Below are 24,803 nucleotides of genomic sequence, written 5' to 3'. Positions count from 1 at the left end.
TGTTATAACTAGTAATTTATCTATTGTCTAGTGAGTCTATCTTTTCTTTAATTTCGATAATCTCTTCTGGAATCCAATCAAAAGAAGAATCTAATTCAAAAGCTTTTTGTTTTAGTTTCAAGGCTTCATTATATTTTCCTAGTTGCAACATTAAATCTGCTTTTGAATCGTAGGGGTTCCCATTTTCGGGCTCACTTTTAATAAAGTTATCAAAAGCTTCCTCAGCTTTATCTAATTCAACATTATTTATATAGGCATATCCAAGAATGTTATAACCTGAGCCATAGTTTTTATCTAACGCTACAGATTTTTCTCCAGCTTTTATGGCTAGATTAGGATTTTTTCTGAAAAGTAAAAAACTAATAGTGTGATGTAGGTATTTATCTGATGGACATAATTTAGCTAGCTCAAACAACTTTTCTTCATAAATATCTTCTGGATTGTTAAGTCTAAATTCAGTAGCATCAACTAATATTTGTTCTTCTTTAGATACTAAATGTGTATATTTTTTTGCAAGTTCATGATTCAGTTTTTTTATTGAATCATTTGGTGAATAGATAGATATAAAATTATACATTCTTACAAAAGTACTATCTAATTTAATAGCCTTCTCATATTGTTCAATTGGATTCCCGTTTATTCCGTTTTGAACTAAATATCTAGCTTCTTCAAAGTATTTTTTTGCTTCTTTTGAAGATGTTGTAATTGGAATAATGTTAAATTCGGTCTCAGTTTTATTCGTCTTGTTGTTTTTGCATGACACCATTAGAAGAAAAATTAGAAAGATAATTGTTTTCATATATTAATATTCGTTTAGGTAGCGTTGCTATTGATTATAACTACCATATAAAACACATATATAAAGTTACTTCTAAATTAAGACTTTTAAAAAATTTAAAAGAAGAGTAATATGGCTCATACTATTTGTATTACCCCACAGCCTCTTTATATACTTTCAAGCAACGCTCGCGTGCCATTTTATGATCTACTATCATAGGAGGGTAGGTAAGTTCTTGTAATTCTGGAACCCAGGTATTGATATATTCCTTTTGTTTGTCAAACTTATCAATTTGCGTGATAGGATTAAAGATTCTAAAATAGGGTGCTGCATCTACCCCAGAACCCGCTGCCCATTGCCAGTTTCCAACATTGGCACTCATATCATAATCTAATAACTTCTCTGCAAAGTAGGTTTCTCCCCATCGCCAGTCGATAAGCAGGTGTTTACATAAAAAACTTGCCACTAGCATACGAACACGATTATGCATAAAACCTGTGGTGTTCAGTTCTCGCATTCCGGCATCTACAAAGGCATATCCCGTCTGTCCATCACACCATTTTTTAAACTCTGCTTCATTATTCCGCCATTCGATACGATCGTATTTGGGTTTAAAAGCCTTGTCTTTGGTATGCGGAAAATGCCACAGAATCTGCATAAAAAACTCTCGCCATATGAGTTCGCTCCAGAAAACCTCATTCTCTTGTGCAATGGCTTTTTTGACCATTTGGCGTGTACTCACCGTACCAAAACGAAGATGTGGTCCTAATCGGGAAGTTCCATTTTCCTTTGCTGGAAAATTACGAGTAGCTTCATAATTTTCGATGAGCGTATCCGTCACTGTGTATGATGGTACTTTTATAGTTGCTTCTTTAAAACCCATAGTTTCTAGGGTAAGATCAGGAAGATCTTGATTCTGTATAAGGTTTCCTAGATATGCAGTAGTATTGTATTCTTTTAAATCAATTTCGGGGTTAAAACGTTCTTTCCATTTATTCTTATAGGGTGTGTATACGACATAGGGGAGACCATCATTTTTTACGATTTCATCTTTTTCAAAAATGACTTGATCTTTATAGGTGTGAAACGGTATACGCTTTCGCGAAAGCAAACCCTTTATGGCCTCATCTCTTTCTCGTGCATAAGGCTCGTAATCATGATTTGTATAAACCCCTTGTACCTCATAGGTTGTAGATAGTTTTTCAAACACAGCTTCAGGTGAGTCATAATAGAATGCTATCGCGCTTTGATGTTGTTCTTGAAGTTGTTTACGTAACTGTTGGAGTGTCTCAAAAATGAATGTCACTCGAGGATCATCTTTTGGTAATTTGTCAAGAATATTCTTATCAAAAATAAAGATAGGAAGTACTGGAAATTCGGATTGTAAGGCATTGAATAGCCCTATATTATCATTCAATCGTAAATCACGTCTAAACCAGAAGATGGTTACTTTTTTCATGTATATTCTTGTTTCATTCCCACGAAAGTGGAAATCTCATTTTAGTGTTTTTCTATGCATTCAGCGTATGCTTTATCGCTTCGCTCTCCCTTTGGTCGTGAATCTCGCAAGCTCGATTTCGTACTTCGGCTTTACACTTCGACAAGCTCAGTGTGACATTCAAAATATACTTTTGCTTACACTTACCTGCCTAAATAGTTTCAGTATACGCTTTCGCGAAAGCGTACCAAGTATGATTAGTTGACGTTTAAGGTACTCATTCCCCCATCAACGCCTAGTATTTGCCCAGTAATCCAGCTACTTTCATCACTCAATAAAAACGAAGCTACATTAGCAATATCTTGCGGATTACCTACACGTTTCATTGGGTGTCTGGCATCCATCATTTCCTTTTTCTTGTCATTACTTAAAAGGCGTTTTGCAAGGGGTGTATCTGTGAGAGAAGGTGCAATCACATTAACACGTACTTTTGGAGCATACTCAGCAGCCAGTGCTTTTGCAAAGCCTTCTATAGCACCTTTTGCAGCCGCAACACTCGTGTGGTATGGCATTCCTACTTTTACAGCCACCGTACTAAAAAATACGAGGCTAGCTTGTTCTGACTTTTGAAGGTGCGCCATTACTTGATGTACGGTTTTAACCATGCTTAAGAAGTTAAGTTCCATATCACTTCTAAACACATCTGTAGAAAGCATTTTAAAAGGTTTCAGATTGATCGTACCTGGACAATATACAAAACCGTCTATATGATCGGGTAATGCGGTAAGATCTAATTGATCAGTCTCGGCATCATATGCAATATGATTTACATCTAAATTTCCTAGGTTTTCATTGGTTCTAGAAGCTACATATACCGTATGTTGTGAGTGTAACTTTTGAGCAATTTCAAAACCAATTCCGTGGCTACCGCCTATAAGAAGTATGTTTTTTGACATGTGTATGGTATTATAAATTATGAAGTAGGAGCTTTAAATTCTCCGTAAAGTTCGATTAATTTCTTTTTTCTATATTCAAAAATCTCATTGAGTTTTGGTTTTACTAAGATAGGGTGTACAAGTTGTCCTAGAATTCCCATAGGAACTTTATAATCTACAATATCTTCCATCTCTACACCGCCAGGAATCTCTTTAATAAAATGTTTGTGATGCCATAATGCATACGGACCAAAACGCTGCTCATCTACAAAATAAGCATGATCTTGTACATGCGTGATTTCTGTGACCCATTTGGTTTTTATACCTAATACTGGGGTGACAATGTACTGGATAATCTGCCCAGGATACATAGGTCTATCTGCTCCAGATAAGATTTCAAATCCCATATAATCTGGGGTAATGGTCTTTAGGTTTTTAGGATCAGATAGTAAACTCCACGCTTCTTCAAGCGTAATAGGTAAGTTTTGTTTTGCGTGTAATGTGTATATTTTCATAGACTATTTTACTAATAGACTATAAAAGTATTATTATTTTGTTTAAGAATAAAACATATTTGGTTAAACAAAATTTAAATTTCGATAAAATTATAAATTCAATGCTATTTTTTTACCTCCTTCTTTGATAGATTGGTAAATAGCTTCTACAATTTTAAGATCTCTTAATCCCATACTACCAGGGACTTTGTTTGGAAGTCCTTGTGTAATATGTAATGCAAAGTCATCCATTTGCAGGGCTTGTTGTCTTTTGTGCGGAAATGTGATTTCATTTCCTTTAGATGTACGGCCATGTAGCGGACCATAGGTATAGGCAATATCCAATTCAAACCATCCTTTATCACAAGAAGCATATAAACGATCTGCTTTGGCATTATGAGAAGTGAATATAGAACCTACAGCGCCACTTGGAAACTCAAACTGTGCCGTAATAGTCTCGTCTGTATCTTTAAAATAGCTAGGTTTTGTGCTAAATTCTTGTGCCGTGACTGATATGGGATTTTCGCCTGTACCATAAATGGCTCCTTGAATAGCATATACACCCATATTCATTAGTGCACCACCGCCAGACAATGCTTTATTCAAGCGCCATTGGTCAGGATCTGGATTTCCATACGATGGATATCCAGCTTCTGTAGTGATAAAATTAATCTTACCAAATTCCTTTTCTTTAACAATACGTTGTATTTCTTGCGTATGTGGTTCGGAATGCAATCTATACCCAACACTTAGTTTAACGTTAGCTTTCGCGCAAGCGTCAATAATAGCTTGACATTCGGCAACGCTTACTGCCATTGGTTTTTCACAGATTACATGTTTTCCTGCTTTTGCTGCTCTGATACAAAAATCGGCATGCATGGCATTGGGTAATACTACATATACAATGTCAATACTATCATTGTTTATGATCGTATCAAAGTTGTCATAATTGTATATGTTTTCTTTTGGAATCTTATATTTTTCTGCCCAAATATTTTCTTTTTCGGGAGTACCTGTAACGATACCCGCGAGATGGCAATGTTTGGTTTCTAATAGGGAAGGCGCTAGTTCATAGGTACTATAGATACCTAAGCCCACTAAAGCAACGCCTAAGCTTTTTTTGTTTTCTGAGGACTCGAAAGCACATGCTAGTGGAATGTTACTTAGTAAAGCAACACCTCCTACTGCTTTTGATAGTTTGGTATTAAAGGTTCTTCTATCCATAATGTATCTTTTAAAAAGCCATCAGAAAGTTAGGCAATTCTTTTCTAAAAGATAGGTCGCTATGAATAGAGATACATAACGTTAGTATTTATTAATAATGAGTTTGACTTACAAAACTATTACCGTATTCTTATATAATGATTAACAATCATCATCACAACATTGATCATCTTTTACAAGTTTACAACTTACAACAGCAAGGAAAGCACCAATAAAAGGTGCGGTTACGTATAACCACATAGGTTCCCATTTTCCAGAAAATATAGCAGGTCCTATAGAACGAGCAGGATTCATAGAGGCATTGGTCATAGGGCCTGCAAACATAGCTTCGAGTAGTACAATACCACCAATGGCTATTCCAGCAATAACGCCTATTTCTTTAGATCCTGTAGATACATTTATGATCACCAGCATTAAGAAAAAGGTGAGTAAAATTTCTAAGATAAAGGCTTTGTAATGTTCAAAAGAAGGGACGGTGCTTCCTAAAAACTCACTTTCAGGAAATAAAAACCAAAGTATAGCTCCAGCAAGTGTTGCTCCTATGATTTGTGCAACGATATATTTAGGTACTTCACGCCAAGAGAATTTTTTCGCGTAAGCAAAAGCTACAGTAACTGCTGGGTTAAAGTGTGCTCCAGAAATATCTCCAAAGGCATAGATCATTCCCATTACAATGAGTCCCCAAGTAATCGCAATACCTGGATGTGTCACTGCACCGTTTGTAATTTCATTAATGGTCATAGCTCCACAACCACAAAAAACCATCGAAAATGTACCAATAAGTTCGGCGATATATCGCTTCATATTTTTTTGATTTATGCAAAGATACGTGTTGCGATATTAAGATTTTGTTAACGTTTGATAGATGTGGGAATGGTATTTTTGTGAAACGATTAACGTAATTCATATACACTAACCAGTGTAGTATATAAAACGTACAAACGATATAACTCTTTTTAAAACTAAATTATTATGAAAAAATTACTCCTTGTGGCAGCAATGGCCTTATTTACAGTAGGTGCATCTGCTCAAATTAATACACCAGCACCTAGTCCGTTTGCAAAAGTGGAACAAGTAGTTGGATTAACAGAAGTTAGTTTAGAATATTCAAGACCCGCAATGCGTGGAAGAACTATTTTTGGAGATTTAGTGCCTTATGGTAAAATCTGGAGAACGGGAGCAAACCAGCGTACTAAGATTACATTTTCAACTGATTTTACAGTAGGAGGTAAAGAATTGAAAGCTGGAACGTATGCAATTTTCACAAAACCAGAAGCTTCTTCATGGACGGTATATTTTTATACAGAGTACCAAGGAGGTGGAGCACCAAGAGAATGGGATGATTCAAAAGTAGCAGCAATGGTAAATGTACCTGTACAGCGAATGCCTATGGATATTGAGTCATTTACAATGACTTTTGATGATCTTAAAAATGATGGAGCAAACCTAGGAATACTATGGGAGAATGCATATGTAGGCGTTCCTTTTGGAGTTCCTACGGATGATGCAGTTTCTGCTCAAATAGAGAAAGTGATGAAAGGTCCTGGTGCTGGAGATTATTATACGGCTGCTGTGTATATGGCTAACAATGGAAAAGACATTAATACAGCAAAAGAATATATGGATAAAGCAATGTCAATGATAGAGAAGCCTGCTTTTTGGCAGTTACGTCAGCAATCACTTATCCAAGCAAAATCAGGAGATAAGAAAGGTGCTATTGCAACAGCTAAAGCATCTCTTGCAGGAGCTAAAGAGGCTAAAAATGCAGATTATATAAAATTAAATATGGATTCACTAAAAGAGTGGGGAGGACTATAAACTCTTACTTTTTTATAGCATAACTAAAAACGTCTTCAATACCATTGAAGGCGTTTTTAAGTTTAAATTGTGTTTGGTTATTAAATACTCCAATTACTTTTAATGGTACAACCGCTTGATCTAAGCAACCCTAAAATAGGGCAACGATGATCTACTTTGTTACCAAGTGTTATTACTTGTTCTTGCGTTAATTTTCCATGTACCTTAGCCTTCAAACGAACTTCTTTATAACTATTTTCAGAGGTTTGTGTAATTCCCATAAAGCTTGAAAGATCCATATCAATTTCTATTTTAATATCAATCTTATTAATGGTTATTCCTAGTTCTTCTGCTACGACTTGTGCTTGTTCATTCTGACAACCTGTTAATGATGCTGTGAAGAACTGCATAGGATTTGCTCCCGTATTTGAACCTCCATCTTCTATAGGTTCATCAGTTTGTAATACCCATTCTGTATGTGTGATCTGTGTGATGGTAGTCCATCCATTTCCTTTTGCTGTAGCTTTAAAGGTTTCTATATGCTGATTTTCTTGCGACATTGTTTTGTAAGTTATTGGTTTATTGCTGTTTTCCAAATATCGCTACTTATGTAGTTAAGTATGGCGATACTAGTTATTCTTTTCAATGGTATGTCGTGTAAGGTAACTTTTTACACAATTGCTTTATTGGCACCGTCAAAGGGTTTACTACTCCAAGGCTTGTCTCAAAGATAGTTTACTATAAAATGATTTTTATGCGTTTTGAATTTCTTCTAAAAGAGCTATAATTTGCTTTCCATTTTTAGTGCCTACAAAAAATTCGGTATTTCTATTCTTTGTCTTTATGAATACTGCAGTGCCTGGTTTTGTATTAAAAAAGGTACCCTTACTATTGATACGATACCCTATACCAGCATACCAAGGAAGACGTACAACCTCTGCCGTAGTGAGGTCAAGATCTTGTATGGGTATTTTTCTGTGTAACCACCCTATTCCAAATTTGACACTAGCTACTTCGGAGTCTATTACAATCTTCATGTTATAAAAGGCAAGTATCGGAAGTATATTGATGACAATTAATGGAAGAGCAAAGAGCCAAGAGGAAATAGGATTACTACCCCATTGAAAATAGGTGGCAGCTATGATAAAGATAGTTACTGTTCCAAATAACAAAGTAAACCAATACATAGATTGTGTTTCTTCATATTTTAGGTGTTTCATGCCTTAAATATATAGAATTATTAAATGAAGATAATTGTCTTGAGAATTTGAGAACAGCAATACGTATTACTTATTCATATACCAAACCAATTTCTTTACGTATAGTATCTAATAGTGTGATTAATTGTATGCTTTTTTCAAAAGTCATGATATCGCTTTCTATCTTACCTTGTGCAAGCATTTCTTGACAGTGTAAAATTTCATAATGATACCCATGAACACTTCCTGGGAAATTAATGGTTTTTGTATCGCCATTTTTGCTAATCGTAATAGATATGCCAGCTGGATCGTGGAAACGACTGTTAATGCATATGGTGCCCTTTTCTAATTCGATAAGACACGTGGTATCTGTTTTTGTATCGATAGCAGAGAATAAGTGCGCTTTTACTTGATTAGGATAGGTGAGTTCCATATCGCAGTTGAGGTCTATTCCGTTGGTGTCTAACGTAGCTTTGGCTTCAATTTTATCTGGATTTCCTAATAGGGTCATAGCCGCAAATACAGGATAGATACCTACATCTAATAAACTACCACCTCCTAAATTTTTGTTGTATAATCGATGAGATGGATCTTTAGGTACATTAATACCAAAATCTGCTTTTAAACTTTTAATAGCTCCTAATTCTTTAGAGTGCACCATTTGTAATACATATTGATAATGCGGTAGGAAATAAGTCCATAAGGCTTCCATTAAGAAGGTTTGTTTCGCTTTCGCGAAAGCGATCATATACTTAACCTCCTTGTGATTCATAGCAAAAGGTTTTTCACACAAAACGGCTTTGCCATGTGCTAGGCAAAGTAGCGTCACCTCTTTATGAAATACATGAGGTGTGGCAATATATACGATGGCTACTTTTGGATCTTTAACAAGCGCTTCGTAGGATGCATAGGCTTTATGTGCTTGGTGTTGCTGTTTGAAATTTTCTGCTTTTTCTAAACTGCGACTTCCTACGGCATAGAGTGTAGCTCCTTGCGTTGCTATAAGGTCTTCTGCAAATTTATGAGCGATATGGCCACATCCTAAAATAGCCCAATGAGTGTTATGCATTTTTCTTCTATATACTAGTTATTTGTACCACAAATAATACGACATAAATGTATAGAAAAAAAGCAAGCTATTACAGCTTGCTTTTTAATATGATTATGTGGTGTATGATAACTATTAGTTGTGCGTTTTGCTTAGTTTACTCCAGTTTTTATCTGCTACACTTTTTAATTTACCATGGTTGTTTTCAGCAAGCCATAATTGTTTTGCATCTAACTCTACATTATTTAAGTATAAGTAGTATTTACCATCTTTTACGATAAATTTATTTGGGTCTACTCTAAACTTTGCACCTGCATACGTTCCAAAAGCACAGAATCCTCCATATTGTGGTAGATATTTACTTGGATTTTTATCAAATGTTGCTTTTTGCTCGGCAGATGTAAAGTAGTATACTACTTTTTTGTGTTCAGATTTATAAGCCTTATTTCCTTTTTGAGCTAGACCTAAATCTAGGTAAGAAACTGGGCTGTATCCTTGAAGTGCGATATTACTATTATCTACGTTATTTGCCATTTTGTCTTGTGCAAATAGGGATGTAGCTATAAAGAGTGCTACTAATGTTAGGGTTGACTTAACTGTTTTCATTTTCTTTTTTGTTTTTTTAATTGTGTGTTATTGTTTGTTTTTGATGTATTCTAATTTTTAAGCTGCGTTAAAGTATTCTTCTTGAATTACTTTACCTTCTTCGTTCCATACTCTACGAATGATTTCATGCCAGTATATTTTACTACCATCTTTCATATCAAAATCAAATGTAAATTCTGATGCAGATACATTTCCATCTACAATAGAGTGGTGGTGTGTGATTCCATTTACAGCAGCGATAGCTCCTGCAAATCCTTCCATTTTAGCAATCATTTCTGCTTTTCCGTTAGTACCTCCATTTCCATAATCAGAAGTGGTTGCATTTTCTGCGAAAAACTCTTTTACTGCGTCTACTATAGCTCCTTGACCTACTATAGCATCCATTTTGTTTACTTGTTCTTTAATATTCATCTTTTTTTGTTTTGAGAATTACTAATTATTACACTGCAAAGATGCAGTGAAAACAAAACTAGAATGCTACAAAAAAAGGACTAAGAATTGTACTTTGTAGTGATGAATTCTGAAGGAGTGTTTCCTGAGTAGTGCTTAAAGAAACTAGAGAAATGGTTAGGCTCTTCAAAGCCTAATTGCCTTGAAATAGAAGTAATAGTTTGCCCTTCCAATAACATTAACTTGGCAGTGTTAATGAGTTCTAATCGTATTAATTGTCCTAGAGAAGTATTCATTTTTAATTGAACTTTCTTTGACAATGTTTTAATGGAAAGGTTCATTTTGTCGGCATAGAAATTTAAGTTTCTTTCCTGTGTATGGTATTCTCGAAGAAGCTCTAAAATATCTTGTGTGAATTGGTCTCTATGCTTAAAGTCAAAACTTTCTCTGAATTGTCGTGGAGTAGTACCAGTTGCATTTTTAAATACACGATTAAAATAAGCATCATCTTTAAAACCAAGATCATAAGAGATCTCTTGAATGTTTTTATCTGTAAATACGATTTCTTTTTTACTTTCTTTAAGTCTTTTTGCGCCTAATAGATGTTTTACAGATAAGCCTACTTTATCTTTTATGAGCGTTTGTGCATTATACCCTCTATCATTAATTAAATTTACTAAATCAGCACTTGATAGGTGATGTGCATATTCTTGATCTATAATTTCTTTAGTATCAAAAATAATTTGATACTCTTCTTTATTTGCTTTAAATGGATTTTGCCAGAACCATTGTTTTGAAGAGACATCAATGATAGTTGCAGAGTTTTCGGTTATCGCAGATTTTGAAAGAAATGCTTGGCATTCTTCACATTCCATTAAGTCAATATATCCAAGCGATATGAGATGCTTAAAAAGCACTCGCACATCATTATTATAAAACTTTGACTCGTCGGTAAATTCTATTCTTCGAACTGTAAAGTCATCAGATAAAAACTTAATATACTGGCCTTTTTCTAAGAAAATAGCCTTTTCTTGCCAATCAAAATAATTTTCAAAATCAACCTGAATACTTCCTTTTCCTGAAAGCACATGAATAAGTGTATGCTTTTCAATAAAGTATACTTTGTTAATCTCTGGAGAAAATTTTTCTACGTTCAATGGTTTGTTGATTACGACAAAATAGAATGCAAGATACTATTTTGTCGTAAAACTATCTAAGAGTTTTCAATAGGTAGTTTTCCATTAGAACGAAGTATAGCTTCTATCAGACAGGCTAATAACATTACAAACCCGCAGCCTAATACATTAAGCCATAAGTAAGGAAATTCTATTACTTCAAAGTGTATTAACCCATATACTACAGCTACAACTACTTGCGTAATTAATGCTGCTATAAATACAGCATTACTACTCACATATTTTATAAAAAACGCAAGAAGGAAAATCCCTAAAATATTCCCATAAAAAATAGAACCTATAATATTTACTAATTGAATTAAGTTTTCAAATAAGCTAGCTGTACATGCAACAATAATAGCAAGTATTCCCCAACCAAGTGTAAATAGTTTTGTCGCATTGACATAATGTTCTTCTTCCTTTTCTTCCCGTAGATTACGTTTATATAAATCTATAGAGGTGGTCGCTCCAAGTGCATTCAGTTCTGATGCTGTTGAAGACATCGCAGCTGATAAAATTACTGCTAATAATAAGCCTATAAGCCCTTTGGGAAGATTGTTTAAAATAAAATGAATAAACACATAATCTTTGTCATTACTTTCTACACGATCGTTTGCTTTATCTATGAGTTCTTTTGCTTCTTCGCGTAATTTTTTGTCTACGTCTTCAAACTTAGCGATATAAGATAGTTGTTTTCCATCCTCTTCATAAATGTCACTAGCGGGATCATTTGCAAAATTATAAGCAGCTTCCTTTTGGTATTTATGGTTATCTTCTAATCGTTTTTCTATGGCTCTATATTCTTCGACACATTCAGATGCGTATACGGCTTCTGTAGCCATAGGATTAAAATTGAGGGGCGTTGCATTAAATTGATAGAAAACAAATACCATCACTCCAACAAGAAGAATAAAGAATTGCATAGGGATTTTAAGAAGGCCATTAAAAATTAGCCCCATACGCATTTCTCTAATATTTTTTCCAGACAGATACCGTTGCACTTGGCTTTGATCTGTTCCAAAATAAGAAAGCATAAGAAAAGTACCCCCTAAAATACCAGTCCAAACGGTGTATCGATTATCAAGTTCAAAAGAAAAATCAAGCAATTCCATTCGTTCTCCAGCACCAGCAATGCTTAATGCATCAGAAAAAGAGACCTCTTCAGGTAAGTAGTCTAGAATTAAAAAGAAGGCAATAAACATCCCAATAAAGATGACTGCCATTTGTTGTTTTTGCGTCACACTCACTGCCTTTGTTCCTCCAGAAACCGTATAAGCAATTACGATGAGTCCAATAACGATATTTAATGTGGTTAGATCCCAACCTAATACAGCAGATAGGATAATAGCGGGCGCATAAATGGTAATTCCAGCGGCAAGACTACGTTGTATTAAGAATAGAATAGCAGCAAGTGATCGAGTTTTTAAGTCAAACCTACTCTCTAAATATTCATAGGCTGTGTATACCTTGAGTTTATGATATAAAGGAATAAATACCAAGCATATAATCACCATGGCAATAGGAAGTCCAAAATAAAACTGAACAAAGCCCATTCCACTATAAAACCCTTGGCCTGTTGTAGATAGAAATGTAATTGCACTGGCTTGTGTCGCCATAACAGATAAACCTACAGTCCACCATTTTGAAGTGTTTCCGCCTCGTATATAATCTTCTACATTTTTACTTCCTTGCGTTTTATATACACCATACAGAACAATAAATACAAGTGTTGCTCCAAGAACAATCCAATCAATAATTTCCATATTAAGCGTATTGTTTCATTAAAAGGAAAAACAAAATAAAATACACCAAGTTAGCTATAAGAACTAGGGTGTAGGATTTTTTCCAAACGTATTTAGGTTCTTTATTCATGGTTTTATCCTTTTACTTTTTTAGGTTTTTCTTTTCCTATGGAGAGCATGTTTGAAAAAAGGCGATATGCTCCAGAAACCCCAGCAGGTAGTTCTCTAAAGAAACTGAGTCCAGTGTAGATGTAATGACCTTCTCCATATGGAGCAACAAGTAAGCTTCCTTTTTTTGGATCTTCACCTTTGTCTTGCATAGATAATATAGGTGTATATTCATCAGACCATTCATTAGGGAAATAAAGTCCTCGTTCTTGTGTCCAACCTTCAAAATCCTTTTGAGTAATTTTATTAGGGAAGTTCATGAGCGGATGATCTTTTGCTACTATTTTCACCTCACTATATTCGTCTGTTACGCGATCACGAGAAAGCTTCATAGGGTAGGGGGCTCCTATTTTTGTATTTCCCCATCGACCGCTTGTATTATATTGCGCAATCAATGTTCCTCCTTCTTTTACATATTCTAGAAGGGTAGGTTGTTTACTCTGTAATGCTTCTACAACATTATAAGCACGTATTCCTACCACAACTGCGTCGAATTGAGCAAGTCTTTCTTTTGTGATTTCTTCAGGTGTAATAACAGCCACTTGATACCCTATTTGCTCTAAATTTTGCGGAACAGCATCTCCAGCTCCTTGTATGTATCCTATGTAATCTCCTCTACGTTCTATATCTAATCGTACTACTTTTGCCTGTGCGGGAAGGAATAACGATTGTAAAGGGATATGACTATAATCTATTTTTACTAATTCTTTATCATAGGTTGTATTTCCAACAGTTACTTTTGGCACGATGATGCCCTCATTTTGATTTGAAGGAGGTGTTACTGTAAAGTCAATGATTTGTTGTTCTCCTTTTTTAGAGATATTTATCGGTGCACTTTTGGGAGACACATTCCATCCTTTCGGAATATCAAGTCGCACGGTTCCAGATAATGCATCTTTGTGAGCAGTTACTGTTACTGGAATTTGTTTTGCATCAGCATTAGCAAAAATAAGCACTTTATCTTTTATACCTGCTGAAGCTTCAGGAACAATCTCAAAGGGCTCATATACTTCTCCTTTTACACGATCATTGTATTTATAAACAATTGGTTTGTCAAATTTAAAAATGACACCATCAATATTTATTTCAAAAGTAACTACGTTTGTTCTAGGGGTTTCAGGTTTTCCTATAAGTCTACGATCATCTACGCGATACATTCCTAATGTACCAGAGTTTTCTAACCAATAGGCATTGGTAGATGCAAACTCATTAGAGATGGTTATTTTTTCCTCACCTATGTAACGTTTATTATTTGTAAGATCTTCTCCAATAAGATTACTTTTTTTAGAAGGTACCCCAATGCTTTGTATTTTCATAGCTACATCACTTCTATTAATAGCTTCGAGTCTTAAGGAAACTTCTTCTCCTGTTGTTGCAGTTTGTGTATTGGCAACAGCTTCTAAATACAATCCAGAACATGCGGCGATTAAATCTTGTATCTCCTTGCTTTTAATAGTTTTCCAGTGTTGGTCTTCTAATTTCTGGAGTTCTGCATAAGCTTGTGCTAGTTGAGGAATACTTTTTTCTGGATGGGCGTGATCAAAGTTAGACTCGACTTGGGCGAGTAAAGAAGCAACTTTACTACTTCCTTCTACACGTCCCCATGAAGTATCTATGCCTTGAAATACATCATTATTTGTAGGCATTTCTCCACGTAACAATTCAAAATAAGTGTCACTGCTTCCGCGGCTACCCGTATTTCCAAATCCTTGAGATTTATGTTGACTACGACTTAAGGAAGAAATCTCTGTATTAGAAAGTCCGTATCCTGGGTAATACGTACCTACATCTACTTTTACGAGGTTGGATTTATCCGCTTTCGCGAAAGCGTCCCTACTTCCATAAAACCACCAACTTGTATTGAAGAACTGGCGTTTTGGCTGCCATACTTCTGTGTATTGTAATTGATCTGCATATTTTGTTGGATCATTCACTAAATCAAAAGCTTCTACACTCAACATTGCACTTGATGTATGATGACCATGAGTAGATCCCGGTGACCTGTGATCAAAACGATTGATAATTACGTCTGGTTTGAAGGTACGCATCGCCCAAACAACATCACTTAGTACTTCATCTTTATTCCAGATGGCAAGTGTCTCATCGGGATGTTTTGAATAGCCAAAATCATTAGCTCTTGTAAATCGTTGCTCTCCACCATCGGTTGCGCGAGCGGCAAGGAGCTCTTGTGTACGAATCACACCTAATAGTTCGCGTAGTTCTGGACCTATAATATTTTGTCCTCCATCACCTCTTGTAAGTGATAGATAGGCTGTGCGTGCTTTTACAGTATTTGCAAAATAAGAAATTGCAGTTGTGTTTTCATCATCAGGATGTGCCGCTACATATAAAACAGAGCCTAAAAAATTTAGCTTTTTGATATCTTCAAAAATGGCAGAAGCATCTGGTTTTTTGGGCTTGATTGTGATTCCTTGGGCGTTTATTTTCGCGCAAAGCGAACAAAAAAGAAGTGCAAATACAAAAGTGATAGTACGCATTATATGTGGTGTATTGAGTCTTTTCAAATATAACCAAAATGGATGCGTGCAGAAATCCTTTACATTTTCTTTAACAAAAAGGAGGATTTGGATAGATTATGAGTTGATTATTTAATAAAAATATACACCTTTATGGCTCTATATCTTTATATTCTTGATCCGTAAGTTTTTCTAACCATTTTGTAGGTGCTCCGCCATATATGGCAAGATATGTACATTTCGTATTAGGTGTAGAAGAATGCCAATGTTCAACGCCAGGAAGGCTTTTTACTACATCTCCTTTTTGTAATATCTGCACTGGTTTACCTCTTTCTTGATAATATCCTGTTCCTTCAATAATAAGTAATTGTTGTCCATCAGGATGTACATGCCAATCCAATTTTGCATTAGGCTCAAAAGATGCAACTACGATATTATAGTTAAATGTGCTATCTGCTTCACTAATCCTATTAAGCCAGACATCTCCAGTATGATGAATGTTTGGAGCCTTAGTTCCTTTTGTAAAAATGACATCTTCTGTTTTATTTTTCTGACAAGAAACAATACAAAACAAAAGGGTTATAACGATTAGTACTTTTTTCATAATGGTTAACTATTAACAGTTATTGAAATTACTACTTTAAATCTAGTATATAAAATCAACAACCACCCCTTCACTTAATGATTATTCTAATCCAAGTTCTGTATGTAAACATGCATCTGCATTATAGAGTGTGTAAACGGAAAGTTTTGATTTTTTGTAAAGGAAAAAAATTACAAAAATCATGGATGTGTATTACGGAAAGTTTTTAGTTTTTTTGTTTTGGAAAAAGAAACAAAAAACCAAAAACAACCACCCCGTAATTGGATAAATAGTCAGTAATCAACAATCTATATTATTCTAATCCAAGTTCAGTATGGAAACATTATCTGCATTGTAGAAGAGAGTAAACGGAAAGTTTTGATTTTTTGTAAAGGAAAAAATTACAAAAATCATGGATGTGTATTACGGAAAGTTTTTAGTTTTTTTGTTTTGGAAAAAGAAACAAAAAACCAAAAACAACCACCCCGTAATTGGATAAATAGTCAGTAATCAACAATCTATATTATTCTAATCCAAGTTCAGTATGGAAACATTATCTGCATTGTAGAAGAGAGTAAACGGAAAGTTTTGATTTTTTGTAAAGGAAAAAATTACAAAAAGCTCAAAACAACCACCCCTTGACTTAATGATTATTCTAATCCAAGTTCTGTTCTTAAGACACTATCTGCATTACTATTCTTACCCCAATAGGCACTTTTGATAGTTTTTATACGAGTAGCTTTGGTGGTGAGTTCTTTAGCACGAGCACCGTATCCATCAACAAAGGTTTCTTCCCATCCTTCTATCGTATAAGGAAAAGCACCAGAAAAGTTGATGGTTAAAGAACGATTCAATGTAGGATATTCTATAGTGTATGAGGTGTCAGTAAGTGTTCCTTTGGCATCATATGCTTTAAGGGGAACATGTTTCATACGTGTAAATGAAAAATCGGGAATCGCTTTAAAATTACCCGTGGGTAATGCTTTTGGATCGATACGTAATTGTGCCCATAATTCATTTTCTAATACATTTTTTGCCAACGTAAAGCTTTTATCTGCCTCTCCTTCAAAGTAAGAATGTGAATTTACCTCAAACTGATCTCTATTATTGATTTGAGCATATTGATGACCACACCATTCTTGCATGCTTTGCGATACTTTAATGGCATGTTTTTCTTCAAAAACAGGATAGAAAGTACTTGACATTACGGAGTATGGGTAGATACCCGTATTGAAATTTTTGGTAGCATTCACTTTAAGTACAGGAATGTTTTTATCGTTTTGCCTATCTGCTTTTACTTGTATTTCAGGAAGGAAATCTTCGGTCACAAAAATAAGTGCCGCAGTACCATCGCGTAATTCTCCATAACGAGCTTGTTCAAGCTTATAAGAAGAAATTTCTGCTTTTCCAGCATACCAATAATCCTTAAATTCTTGAGTAACTGTTCTGTTTTTTGTAGCATCTAGTGTGCTATTTGCAACGGGCATTTCTGTTGGAGTTGTGGTTTCTGTATCTCCTTTACAATTTGCAAGTAGTGCGATGAGCGCAACAGCTACCATTAAAAAAAATAGAGTACGTTCTTGTTTAAATAGTTTCTTAGGAAAAGACATAGCGTTGAATTTTAAGTTAAAATTACTAAAAACTTAAGAGTCGGCAAGCTGTATTAACGTTTCATAAACTTTATGAGTAGGTAATCCCATGACATTAAAATAGGAACCTTCTAGTCGTGTTACAGCAATATACCCAAACCATTCTTGTACTCCATAACCACCCGCTTTATCATAAGGCTGATAATGATCTATATAATGATGGATCTCTTCTTCTGTAAGTGTTTTGAATGTTACTTTTGTGATATCGTGTATGGTGATTTGTTGTGTAGAAGTTGTAAAGCAAACACTCGTAATTACTTCGTGAGTATTACCAGAAAGGCTAGAAATCATTTCAAAGGCCTGTGTTTTATCTTCAGGTTTGTTAAGCGCTTTGTCTTGATGCCATACAATCGTGTCACTAGTTATAAGGATATCATGCTCTTGTAAATTAGTAAAAGCTGCAGCTTTTAATTGTGCTAAATAATCTGTGATTTCGGCGCCTTTATAATGTTCTGGAAAAACTTCATCAATAGGCTTAAGTTGGATGGTAAAATCTAAGTCAAGTTCTTTAAAAAAAAGTTGTCTGCGAGGAGAACCAGAAGCAAGAATAATGTTTTTGTGCTGTAATCGTTTAGATAGCATCTGCGATAGTCTGAGATATTAGTGGAATGGTAATAATGCCTATAAACATGATTATTTTTAAAATAAGTGAAAGTCTGGTGAAATGACTTTTTTTATCATCTTCCCATAGTCGTGTCGCCACATATCCAAGAGGTGCAATAACCCCAAAAAACAATATGGCAACCGTTTTTTTATGTTCATATAAAAAAGTAAACGTGTACCATGAAATGAGAGTAAGTGTCAGCAGGCATATTATCGAGGCGATGCGAGCAGTTCTTTGCGCACCAAGAATAATAGGTAATGTACGATATCTAGCTACATGATCTCCTTGAATATCTTCAATATCTTTTACAATTTCTCTAATGAGATTAATTAGAAAAGCAGCTATTGAAATGTCTATAATAATATCAAAAAGGAATATTTTAAGTTCAGGATCTATTCCAGTACTTATAGGGAATAATTCAAATATAGCTACAATTATGATGGATAATGCCACTGTAAGACTCACCAAAAGATTACCTACTAACGCCATTTTTCTTAAAAACCTAGAATACAGGTAAAGTAAAAAAGCAGTTCCTGCAAAAATCAAAAAATATAAGGGTTCTTTTAATCCTGCAGTAATCACAAATCCAAAACCAACTCCTACAAAAGTAAATAGATAATAAAAGAATTTTGCGCGTCTAGGATCTATGGAAACTCCTACAATTCTTTTTTTGGGTTTGTTAATCTTGTCAGCTGTAACATCTATAATATCATTAATAATATAACCTCCAGCTGCTATAAGTACTGTTGCTATTACAAGAAATGTAAAACCTAATTTACTTAAGGTAAGTTCAATTTCAAAAGGCTTAAAGAACCCAAACATGATAATACATTGCATGACAATAATCATTATCAAATTAGGAAATCGAATAAGGCGTAAATAATTCACTCTAGTTTGTTCTGTGTGGTGTATCTTAGAGCAAAGTACTGTAAATTAATTAGAGTATAAAAGAAACATTTAATTTTTAACTACGATTTATACATGTAACTAATTGTCATTTAGTAAAGAATCTTTTACAACTTCTTTAATCTCAGTAACTATCGAATCTGTTTTTGTTTCAACATCTTCTTTTATGGTGTTTTGCGTAGCTTCTATGATCGCATTAAGATCTCTAGACCCTTCAACATCTATATCATTTCTATTTGGGTAGAGGTCTTCATCAGTGAGGCCTTCATCACTTTTCCAGGTTTCTCCTAATTGTTCAATAATGGTACTTTCCCATTGCGAAGGATGCTTTGCATCTACCCATATCACATCTCGATATTCTGTATCAATTAAAGCAAGATCGGGAGTAGCAGCACCATCAAATTTTTTACTATCATCTCGTTTTGCAGCAATGGTACTGATCACAAACATTCGTTTACGGCCTGCTATTTCTTTAATAAAAGGTCTAAACTCTACCGGTTTATTAACAGACCAATCATATTCCTTACGAGATTCTACTACTTTTAAAGGCATTGCAGAAACCCCAGCGAGTCCTTCTTTTTTAGCAGCATGATTGTAATAATATACCTTGTCTGTTCCATCTCCAGGAATCAAAACACTAAACGATAAACTAGTACGCTCTTCTCCAATAGGCTCTAATCCAAACCAATGGTATAAACCACTATATGCTTGAGTTTCCATACCACTCCAATTAAAATCAGTGACAAAAGGTTGTTGGTTTTCATCATCTTTTAGATCTGGAATTTTTACAGCGGTTTCCATATTCCATGGCAATGGATCGGTAAATCCGCCTAAAAACTGAAGTGACTTAGCTTGCAGCCTAGACACCTCTTCACTTAATGTATTCTGTTTTGTTAAAAATGGATAGTCCTGTGTTTTTGATGGTGGTACATAGGTGCCTTTCCCTATAGTGATACGCTCTAGATAATCGGCAGCTGTATGCTCTCCAGATTCTATAATCATTACTCCTCCATACGATGGATATGGAAAGAAAAAACCTTTCCATTTGATTAGATTTACTACCTGAACCCATTTTCCATCATCATTTTTCATGTAATATACCTGACTAGGCTCTAGTGTAAATAATTGGAAGAAATTAAAACGTTGCACTACGGCATTGTATGTATTTCTACTAAAGGCAAGGGATTCTCCTATAGAAAAGGTAACAGGCACTCTACTTTTATCCGTAAAACGTGGAAAAGGAGAGGTGCTTTCTACTGTAAAAAGCTCTTCAGTATTATCACTCATACGTTGAAACGAATATTCCTTAGCAGGTTGTACTGCCATGGTCCATTGATTTATCGTATCAATACGCACCAATTGAGGAGGCGATACTTCTTGTGTTTCTCCAATAGACTCATAGGCCATCGTTACAATGTTATTATATGGCTGGATACGCTCATTTTGCGTTAATGGGAGTTCGTGTATTTCAACAAGATCTAGATTGTTGTATACATTATACGTTTGCATGTATTGATACAATCCTGTCTTCCATCCTGCAAACCATAAGACTCCAAAGAAAGCAGCAATTCCAACCAGATATAAAATACGTTTTCCTATGTGTGCGCTTGCGCGAAATCTTCTAAGCATAAACCACAAAAACAGTGTGCTGATCAAGATAATAAACACATACTTGCGTAAAAATAATAACGCAGGCTGATAATCATCTCGTAAGAAAAATAACAGCAAGACCAGTACAATCGCACTGATAATCACAATACGTTTTTGTTTTCCTCCTTTTTGCCAATATGATTTTATCATGGTTGTGTTTGTTTTATTTTGGTGATCAGTTTATAAACTATTTTCTATTACGACAATTCTCTTGTGAATATAATTATCAAAGTCTGGTTTGTAATATTGAATGCCTTTTGCAAATCGATTAGTAGACATAAGTCCACTACTTTCTCTGCTTCGGAAATACGTTTGTACTAAGCTATCTCCTTCAATAGCAAATAACGCTCGCATATACTTACCAATATTATTTACGCGCCATATACTATCAGGTTCATTGATTGGATTATTCTTATCTGGAGGCGGTTGATTTAATTCAACAAGCCCTTCTATTTTTTGATGATATGGTTCTTTAATATAAATGTCTTTGTACAATGCGCTTTTTCTATAGTTTTCTCGTGATGCTTTAGATTGGTATGTAATTAAAAGTGAGTCATTACTGGTATCTTGATCACTTATGTCTTTTAAGAATTGTGTATACGCTTCTTTAGTATTAAGTTTTGGATAATGTGACTCTAAATGATCTTCAAATTCCTCTACTAAAAGGTCAATCATCGCAATATTCTCCTCTCCAAGTTCTTGTTGAAATAAAATAATATTTGGATCAGTAATTTTTTGAGTACAACTCAATAGTACTACAAAACAGGTAATACATGTAAAGATGATATGTTGTTTTTTAGAATTCAAATTATTTTTTATGCTTTCGCGAAAGCGGACTTTTAATAAAAACAGAAGCTACTTTATGTGATCTCTCCTATCGTCGAGATGACTGAGTTTTGTATTTTAGGTCTATGTTCTATTCTCTATATTCTTTTTTCTTAATTCGAACAATCAAAAATCTCCAATCGTTAATCACTTAATCATCCCTTTATCTTTAAAGCGATCTCGGGCACTTTTCTTTTTAGGAGTTTCTTGTTCAGGAGTCGCTGATGTCTCCTTTTCAGGAGCAGTATCAGATTCAAAATGTTCTTTTACATCTTCGGTAAAATCTTGCACCATTTCTTTTCCTTTGTCAAATACCTTTTCTAGGTTTTCCTTTTTGGTACTATCACGTGCAAACAAAAATGCCGAAGCAATATAGGTACCTACTAATGTCCCTACAATTGCCGAAACAAAATATTGAACAAACGCTTGAATAGGTGTCACAAATTGTAATACAATAGCACCAGCGAGATACAATAAACTTACATACACCAAACGCATTAAAAAGGGTTGTTTGTGTATAAAACCTTTACGATTATCAGGTTTCATTTGCAACTCTTTATTGTGTGTGAGTTTGTTTATAAAACGATATACGGCATTGCTTTTAGATTCCCTCCAGTACAGAACAATCCCTAAAAGAATGGAAACAATAAATATGATGATTTCTAAGCCCATGGTTTTGTTATTTAGAATAAAGAGAAAAGAGAAGAGAAAAGAGATTTTAAATCAGAAAACCTTCTCGAGCCTTTATTATATGTATAGTTTTTAAATCTTTTGTTACTGTTTTTGTATATAAGACTATAAAAAAGAGTAAAGAAAAGAGACTTCTAAATGAATTAAATTATTTTTTAAGTCCATTTTGAAAACTCATAGTCATACGTTGCCATTCGGCTATTTTTTCTTCTAAATCTTCTAAAATATTTTTGTCAATATACTTCTTATGTTTTGCTATTAATAATTGAGTTCCTAATTCAAACGAAGATCCTAAAGCAATATCTATAAAATGACTAAATGATGTATTCGTTCTAGACGATCCTTCTGAAATATTACTCGGTATTGAAATAGAACACCTACTTATCTGAGAAGTCAAGTCATATCTTTCATGTTTTGGAAATGCTTCTAAAAGATCTGAAACTTCTTTGGCAATTTCTAATCCAACCTTCCAAATTTTCAGATTCTTATAATTATGCCTTTTTCCTGTCATTTCTCTTTGCTCTCTGTTCTCTGTTCTCTGTTCTCTTCTCTTCTCTTCTCTTCTTATCACTACCCAAATACAGCCATTACTAACGGAAAACCTCCAAATACAAATATTCCAACAGTAGCAACCCAAAATTGGTAATTTCTATTTTCTTTTTTAATGATACTTAAAATGATAAATAATATACTTAAAACCAATAAAAGCGTGGCAACCAATCCAAGTCTAAAAATGACTTGACCAGTGTTGTCTTCAGTATAAAAAAAACCAACATAAGTGGCCGTCAAATATGCAATTATTATATTTATGATAATCACCCAAACCATGAAACGAAATGCCCAACTTTTAAAATTAATTTTATTCATTATTCATGTTTTATTTTAAGAATTATCACGAATTCTCCTCTAAGATACCTTGAATTACCCAATCTTGATAGGTATCTGGCCATGTTTGATAAGCTTCATAAAACTGTGCTTTATCATACCAATATAAATGCAACGGGTCAATAGGTTGCATCTTAATTAAAAGTTTCCATATTAATTCTGCTTGCTCTTCTTCCAAAGAAGAATGTGGCTGGTGTAATGCTTTATAATATACAGTATCAATATAATCTTCCTGCTTTATTTCTTTATTAATAATACTTTTTTGGAAGAAAAGCTCTACACCATTCAGTTGTTTTTGCACTTCAATATCAAGGCTTGTAATGTATTTCTTAAATAAGAAATGGCTATCTAGAATTTCAACAAAAGAGTGTGTTGCTTCTTTTGAGTGTTCCATAAATCGATGCTTTTTGATACGGTCAAAACGCTTTGATTTTGAAGCCTTTTTAAGGTCATTATCTATAATAAAGTCTTTTACTAGTTTATCAATAAGCTCATCATGATCTTTATGAAATAAAGCCACATCATGTCCAGTATCTGTAATAGCTTTGTCAAATACCGCTTTGTCTTCAAAGATCATAATATCTGTAATAAAATCTTTTAAGACAAACACACCACCAAAAGCTCTGGTATAAAAAGAGCTTACTTTGAGTGGTAACGGATCGATGGTTAGTTTACGATGCCGTAAATCTCCATATTTTTTAGCATTTTCAATTAGCTTTTTATGAAGTTCACGGTTTATAAAATTATTCCCTTCCTGAAATGTTGCAATGAGTTCGTTTTGTTCGGCCTGTTTTACGTCTAATTGGTTTAAGATATCAAATGTTACTGTAATCGTGTCATACCTTAATAAATCAAAAGGCTCATAAAATGCATCTATCTTTTGATCTATATGTACACAAATGGCTGCATCTTTTGTAATATCTCTTATAATTCTATTATTTGCCGCAAATACAGCTTCCATCAAGTCTCGATCAAAACTATGACTTGGCATATGCACAGGTTTGTAGCGCTGTTCTGGAGAGATAATAATTGCATTGGTATTGGCTTCTCCAATATTGAGGTAATAATTTTCTCCTTTTTCTGTAGCAATTTCTGGGCTCCATCCCATGGCATCTATAGCAAAATTGGTTAATGCTGTAGGTGCAACTCCTAACATGGCAAGACACTCGTTATAGCGTTGTGCTAACGATCCTGATACGGGCACTAATGCGCCTCCATATAATCCTGCTTCTTTTAGTTTTTTCATGCGTATGCCCGCGTAAGCGGATTCTTTTCATGCCCACGAAGGTGGGCATCTCATGGTTTTAATTCTAATCTCTCTTAATACGCTTTCGCGAAAGCGTACTTTTGATTTCAAAATAGAGTAACACTCTATGTTTTGTTCTTTTAAGCAAATTCTCATTAAAACAATGAAGCTACTTTATGTGATCTCTCCTATAGTCGAGATGACGGAACTTCATATTTAAGTCTATGTCCTCTTTTCTATATTCTTTCTTCTTTTTAAATCCAGTCAGTCATTTCGATACTATTTTCGCGAAAG

Annotated in this window: 25 protein-coding genes; 1 reads left to right on the top strand and 24 read right to left on the bottom strand. The window is 34.4% G+C overall.

The genetic code is table 11. The features are described 5' to 3' along the window. Window positions 1-16 precede the first annotated feature (16 nt). The 6 genes from CHB80_RS21260 to CHB80_RS21235 all read right to left on the bottom strand — a co-directional run bounded on the left by CHB80_RS21260 (window position 17) and on the right by CHB80_RS21235 (window position 5,673). Window positions 17-799 (bottom strand): tetratricopeptide repeat protein, encoded by a 783-nt coding sequence (locus tag CHB80_RS21260; RefSeq protein ID WP_143337208.1) that lies wholly within the window; start codon window positions 797-799, stop codon window positions 17-19. A gap of 130 nt (window positions 800-929) precedes the next feature. Continuing rightward, complete coding sequence (locus tag CHB80_RS21255) at window positions 930-2,237, bottom strand: cryptochrome/photolyase family protein (RefSeq protein ID WP_089373536.1); 1,308 nt, start codon at window positions 2,235-2,237, stop codon at window positions 930-932. Window positions 2,238-2,473: 236 nt separating this feature from the next. Then, on the bottom strand, window positions 2,474-3,172 hold the full coding sequence (locus CHB80_RS21250) for an SDR family NAD(P)-dependent oxidoreductase (protein WP_089373535.1): 699 nt from the start codon (window positions 3,170-3,172) through the stop codon (window positions 2,474-2,476). A gap of 17 nt (window positions 3,173-3,189) precedes the next feature. Next, a complete protein-coding gene (locus tag CHB80_RS21245; protein WP_089373534.1) occupies window positions 3,190-3,666 on the bottom strand; it encodes an SRPBCC family protein in 477 nt (158 codons plus the stop codon). Window positions 3,667-3,756: 90 nt separating this feature from the next. Further along, on the bottom strand, window positions 3,757-4,869 hold the full coding sequence (locus CHB80_RS21240; protein WP_089373533.1) for a Gfo/Idh/MocA family protein: 1,113 nt from the start codon (window positions 4,867-4,869) through the stop codon (window positions 3,757-3,759). Between the two features lie 141 nt (window positions 4,870-5,010). Further along, on the bottom strand, window positions 5,011-5,673 hold the full coding sequence (locus CHB80_RS21235) for an MIP/aquaporin family protein (protein ID WP_089373532.1): 663 nt from the start codon (window positions 5,671-5,673) through the stop codon (window positions 5,011-5,013). Between the two features lie 168 nt (window positions 5,674-5,841). Between CHB80_RS21235 and CHB80_RS21230 the strand changes: the two genes are divergently transcribed. Next, window positions 5,842-6,687, top strand: a complete 846-nt coding sequence (locus CHB80_RS21230) for a DUF2911 domain-containing protein (RefSeq protein WP_089373531.1) — start codon at window positions 5,842-5,844, stop codon at window positions 6,685-6,687. A gap of 80 nt (window positions 6,688-6,767) precedes the next feature. On the opposite strand, the gene CHB80_RS21225 is transcribed toward CHB80_RS21230, so the two are convergent. From CHB80_RS21225 to CHB80_RS21140, 18 genes are all read right to left on the bottom strand, one after another. After that, window positions 6,768-7,226, bottom strand: a complete 459-nt coding sequence (locus tag CHB80_RS21225) for an OsmC family protein (protein WP_089373530.1) — start codon at window positions 7,224-7,226, stop codon at window positions 6,768-6,770. Between the two features lie 192 nt (window positions 7,227-7,418). Then, complete coding sequence (locus CHB80_RS21220; RefSeq protein ID WP_143337207.1) at window positions 7,419-7,886, bottom strand: hypothetical protein; 468 nt, start codon at window positions 7,884-7,886, stop codon at window positions 7,419-7,421. Window positions 7,887-7,956: 70 nt separating this feature from the next. After that, on the bottom strand, window positions 7,957-8,934 hold the full coding sequence (locus CHB80_RS21215; protein WP_089373528.1) for a Gfo/Idh/MocA family protein: 978 nt from the start codon (window positions 8,932-8,934) through the stop codon (window positions 7,957-7,959). Between the two features lie 114 nt (window positions 8,935-9,048). Further along, window positions 9,049-9,519, bottom strand: a complete 471-nt coding sequence (locus CHB80_RS21210; RefSeq protein WP_089373527.1) for a YHS domain-containing (seleno)protein — start codon at window positions 9,517-9,519, stop codon at window positions 9,049-9,051. Window positions 9,520-9,576: 57 nt separating this feature from the next. Beyond that, the gene (locus tag CHB80_RS21205; RefSeq protein WP_089373526.1) at window positions 9,577-9,930 is read right to left on the bottom strand and encodes a nuclear transport factor 2-like protein; all 354 of its coding nucleotides are present in this window, start codon (window positions 9,928-9,930) and stop codon (window positions 9,577-9,579) included. Between the two features lie 80 nt (window positions 9,931-10,010). Further along, window positions 10,011-11,066: a helix-turn-helix domain-containing protein gene (locus tag CHB80_RS21200; protein WP_089373525.1), complete on the bottom strand. Its 1,056-nt coding sequence runs from the start codon at window positions 11,064-11,066 to the stop codon at window positions 10,011-10,013. Window positions 11,067-11,122: 56 nt separating this feature from the next. Beyond that, window positions 11,123-12,847: a sodium:solute symporter gene (locus tag CHB80_RS21195; protein WP_089373524.1), complete on the bottom strand. Its 1,725-nt coding sequence runs from the start codon at window positions 12,845-12,847 to the stop codon at window positions 11,123-11,125. A gap of 113 nt (window positions 12,848-12,960) precedes the next feature. Beyond that, window positions 12,961-15,492: a PIG-L family deacetylase gene (locus CHB80_RS21190; RefSeq protein WP_089373523.1), complete on the bottom strand. Its 2,532-nt coding sequence runs from the start codon at window positions 15,490-15,492 to the stop codon at window positions 12,961-12,963. Between the two features lie 130 nt (window positions 15,493-15,622). Continuing rightward, window positions 15,623-16,075, bottom strand: a complete 453-nt coding sequence (locus CHB80_RS21185; RefSeq protein WP_089373522.1) for a cupin domain-containing protein — start codon at window positions 16,073-16,075, stop codon at window positions 15,623-15,625. A 629-nt stretch (window positions 16,076-16,704) separates the two neighbouring features. Further along, on the bottom strand, window positions 16,705-17,664 hold the full coding sequence (locus CHB80_RS21180; protein ID WP_089373521.1) for a septum formation inhibitor Maf: 960 nt from the start codon (window positions 17,662-17,664) through the stop codon (window positions 16,705-16,707). Between the two features lie 33 nt (window positions 17,665-17,697). Further along, the gene (locus tag CHB80_RS21175) at window positions 17,698-18,285 is read right to left on the bottom strand and encodes a Maf-like protein (RefSeq protein ID WP_089373520.1); all 588 of its coding nucleotides are present in this window, start codon (window positions 18,283-18,285) and stop codon (window positions 17,698-17,700) included. Then, a complete protein-coding gene (locus CHB80_RS21170) occupies window positions 18,275-19,195 on the bottom strand; it encodes a geranylgeranylglycerol-phosphate geranylgeranyltransferase (protein WP_143337206.1) in 921 nt (306 codons plus the stop codon). Before CHB80_RS21170 ends, CHB80_RS21175 begins: the two co-directional genes overlap by 11 nt. A 99-nt stretch (window positions 19,196-19,294) precedes the next feature. Continuing rightward, window positions 19,295-21,013 (bottom strand): hypothetical protein, encoded by a 1,719-nt coding sequence (locus CHB80_RS21165; protein WP_089373518.1) that lies wholly within the window; start codon window positions 21,011-21,013, stop codon window positions 19,295-19,297. Window positions 21,014-21,043: 30 nt separating this feature from the next. Continuing rightward, the gene (locus CHB80_RS21160; protein ID WP_089373517.1) at window positions 21,044-21,670 is read right to left on the bottom strand and encodes a hypothetical protein; all 627 of its coding nucleotides are present in this window, start codon (window positions 21,668-21,670) and stop codon (window positions 21,044-21,046) included. Window positions 21,671-21,835: 165 nt separating this feature from the next. Next, on the bottom strand, window positions 21,836-22,360 hold the full coding sequence (locus CHB80_RS21155) for a hypothetical protein (protein WP_089373516.1): 525 nt from the start codon (window positions 22,358-22,360) through the stop codon (window positions 21,836-21,838). A gap of 166 nt (window positions 22,361-22,526) precedes the next feature. Then, complete coding sequence (locus CHB80_RS21150) at window positions 22,527-22,889, bottom strand: four helix bundle protein (protein WP_089373515.1); 363 nt, start codon at window positions 22,887-22,889, stop codon at window positions 22,527-22,529. 59 nt (window positions 22,890-22,948) lie between these two features. Further along, on the bottom strand, window positions 22,949-23,245 hold the full coding sequence (locus tag CHB80_RS21145; protein ID WP_089373514.1) for a hypothetical protein: 297 nt from the start codon (window positions 23,243-23,245) through the stop codon (window positions 22,949-22,951). 25 nt (window positions 23,246-23,270) lie between these two features. Next, window positions 23,271-24,509, bottom strand: coding sequence for a DUF6638 family protein (locus CHB80_RS21140; RefSeq protein WP_089373513.1), 1,239 nt, complete (start codon window positions 24,507-24,509; stop codon window positions 23,271-23,273). Window positions 24,510-24,803 lie beyond the last annotated feature (294 nt).

Source organism: Dokdonia pacifica (assembly GCF_900188275.1).
Lineage (GTDB): Bacteria > Bacteroidota > Bacteroidia > Flavobacteriales > Flavobacteriaceae > Dokdonia > Dokdonia pacifica.
This window is presented reverse-complemented; position numbering and strand designations above follow the sequence as displayed.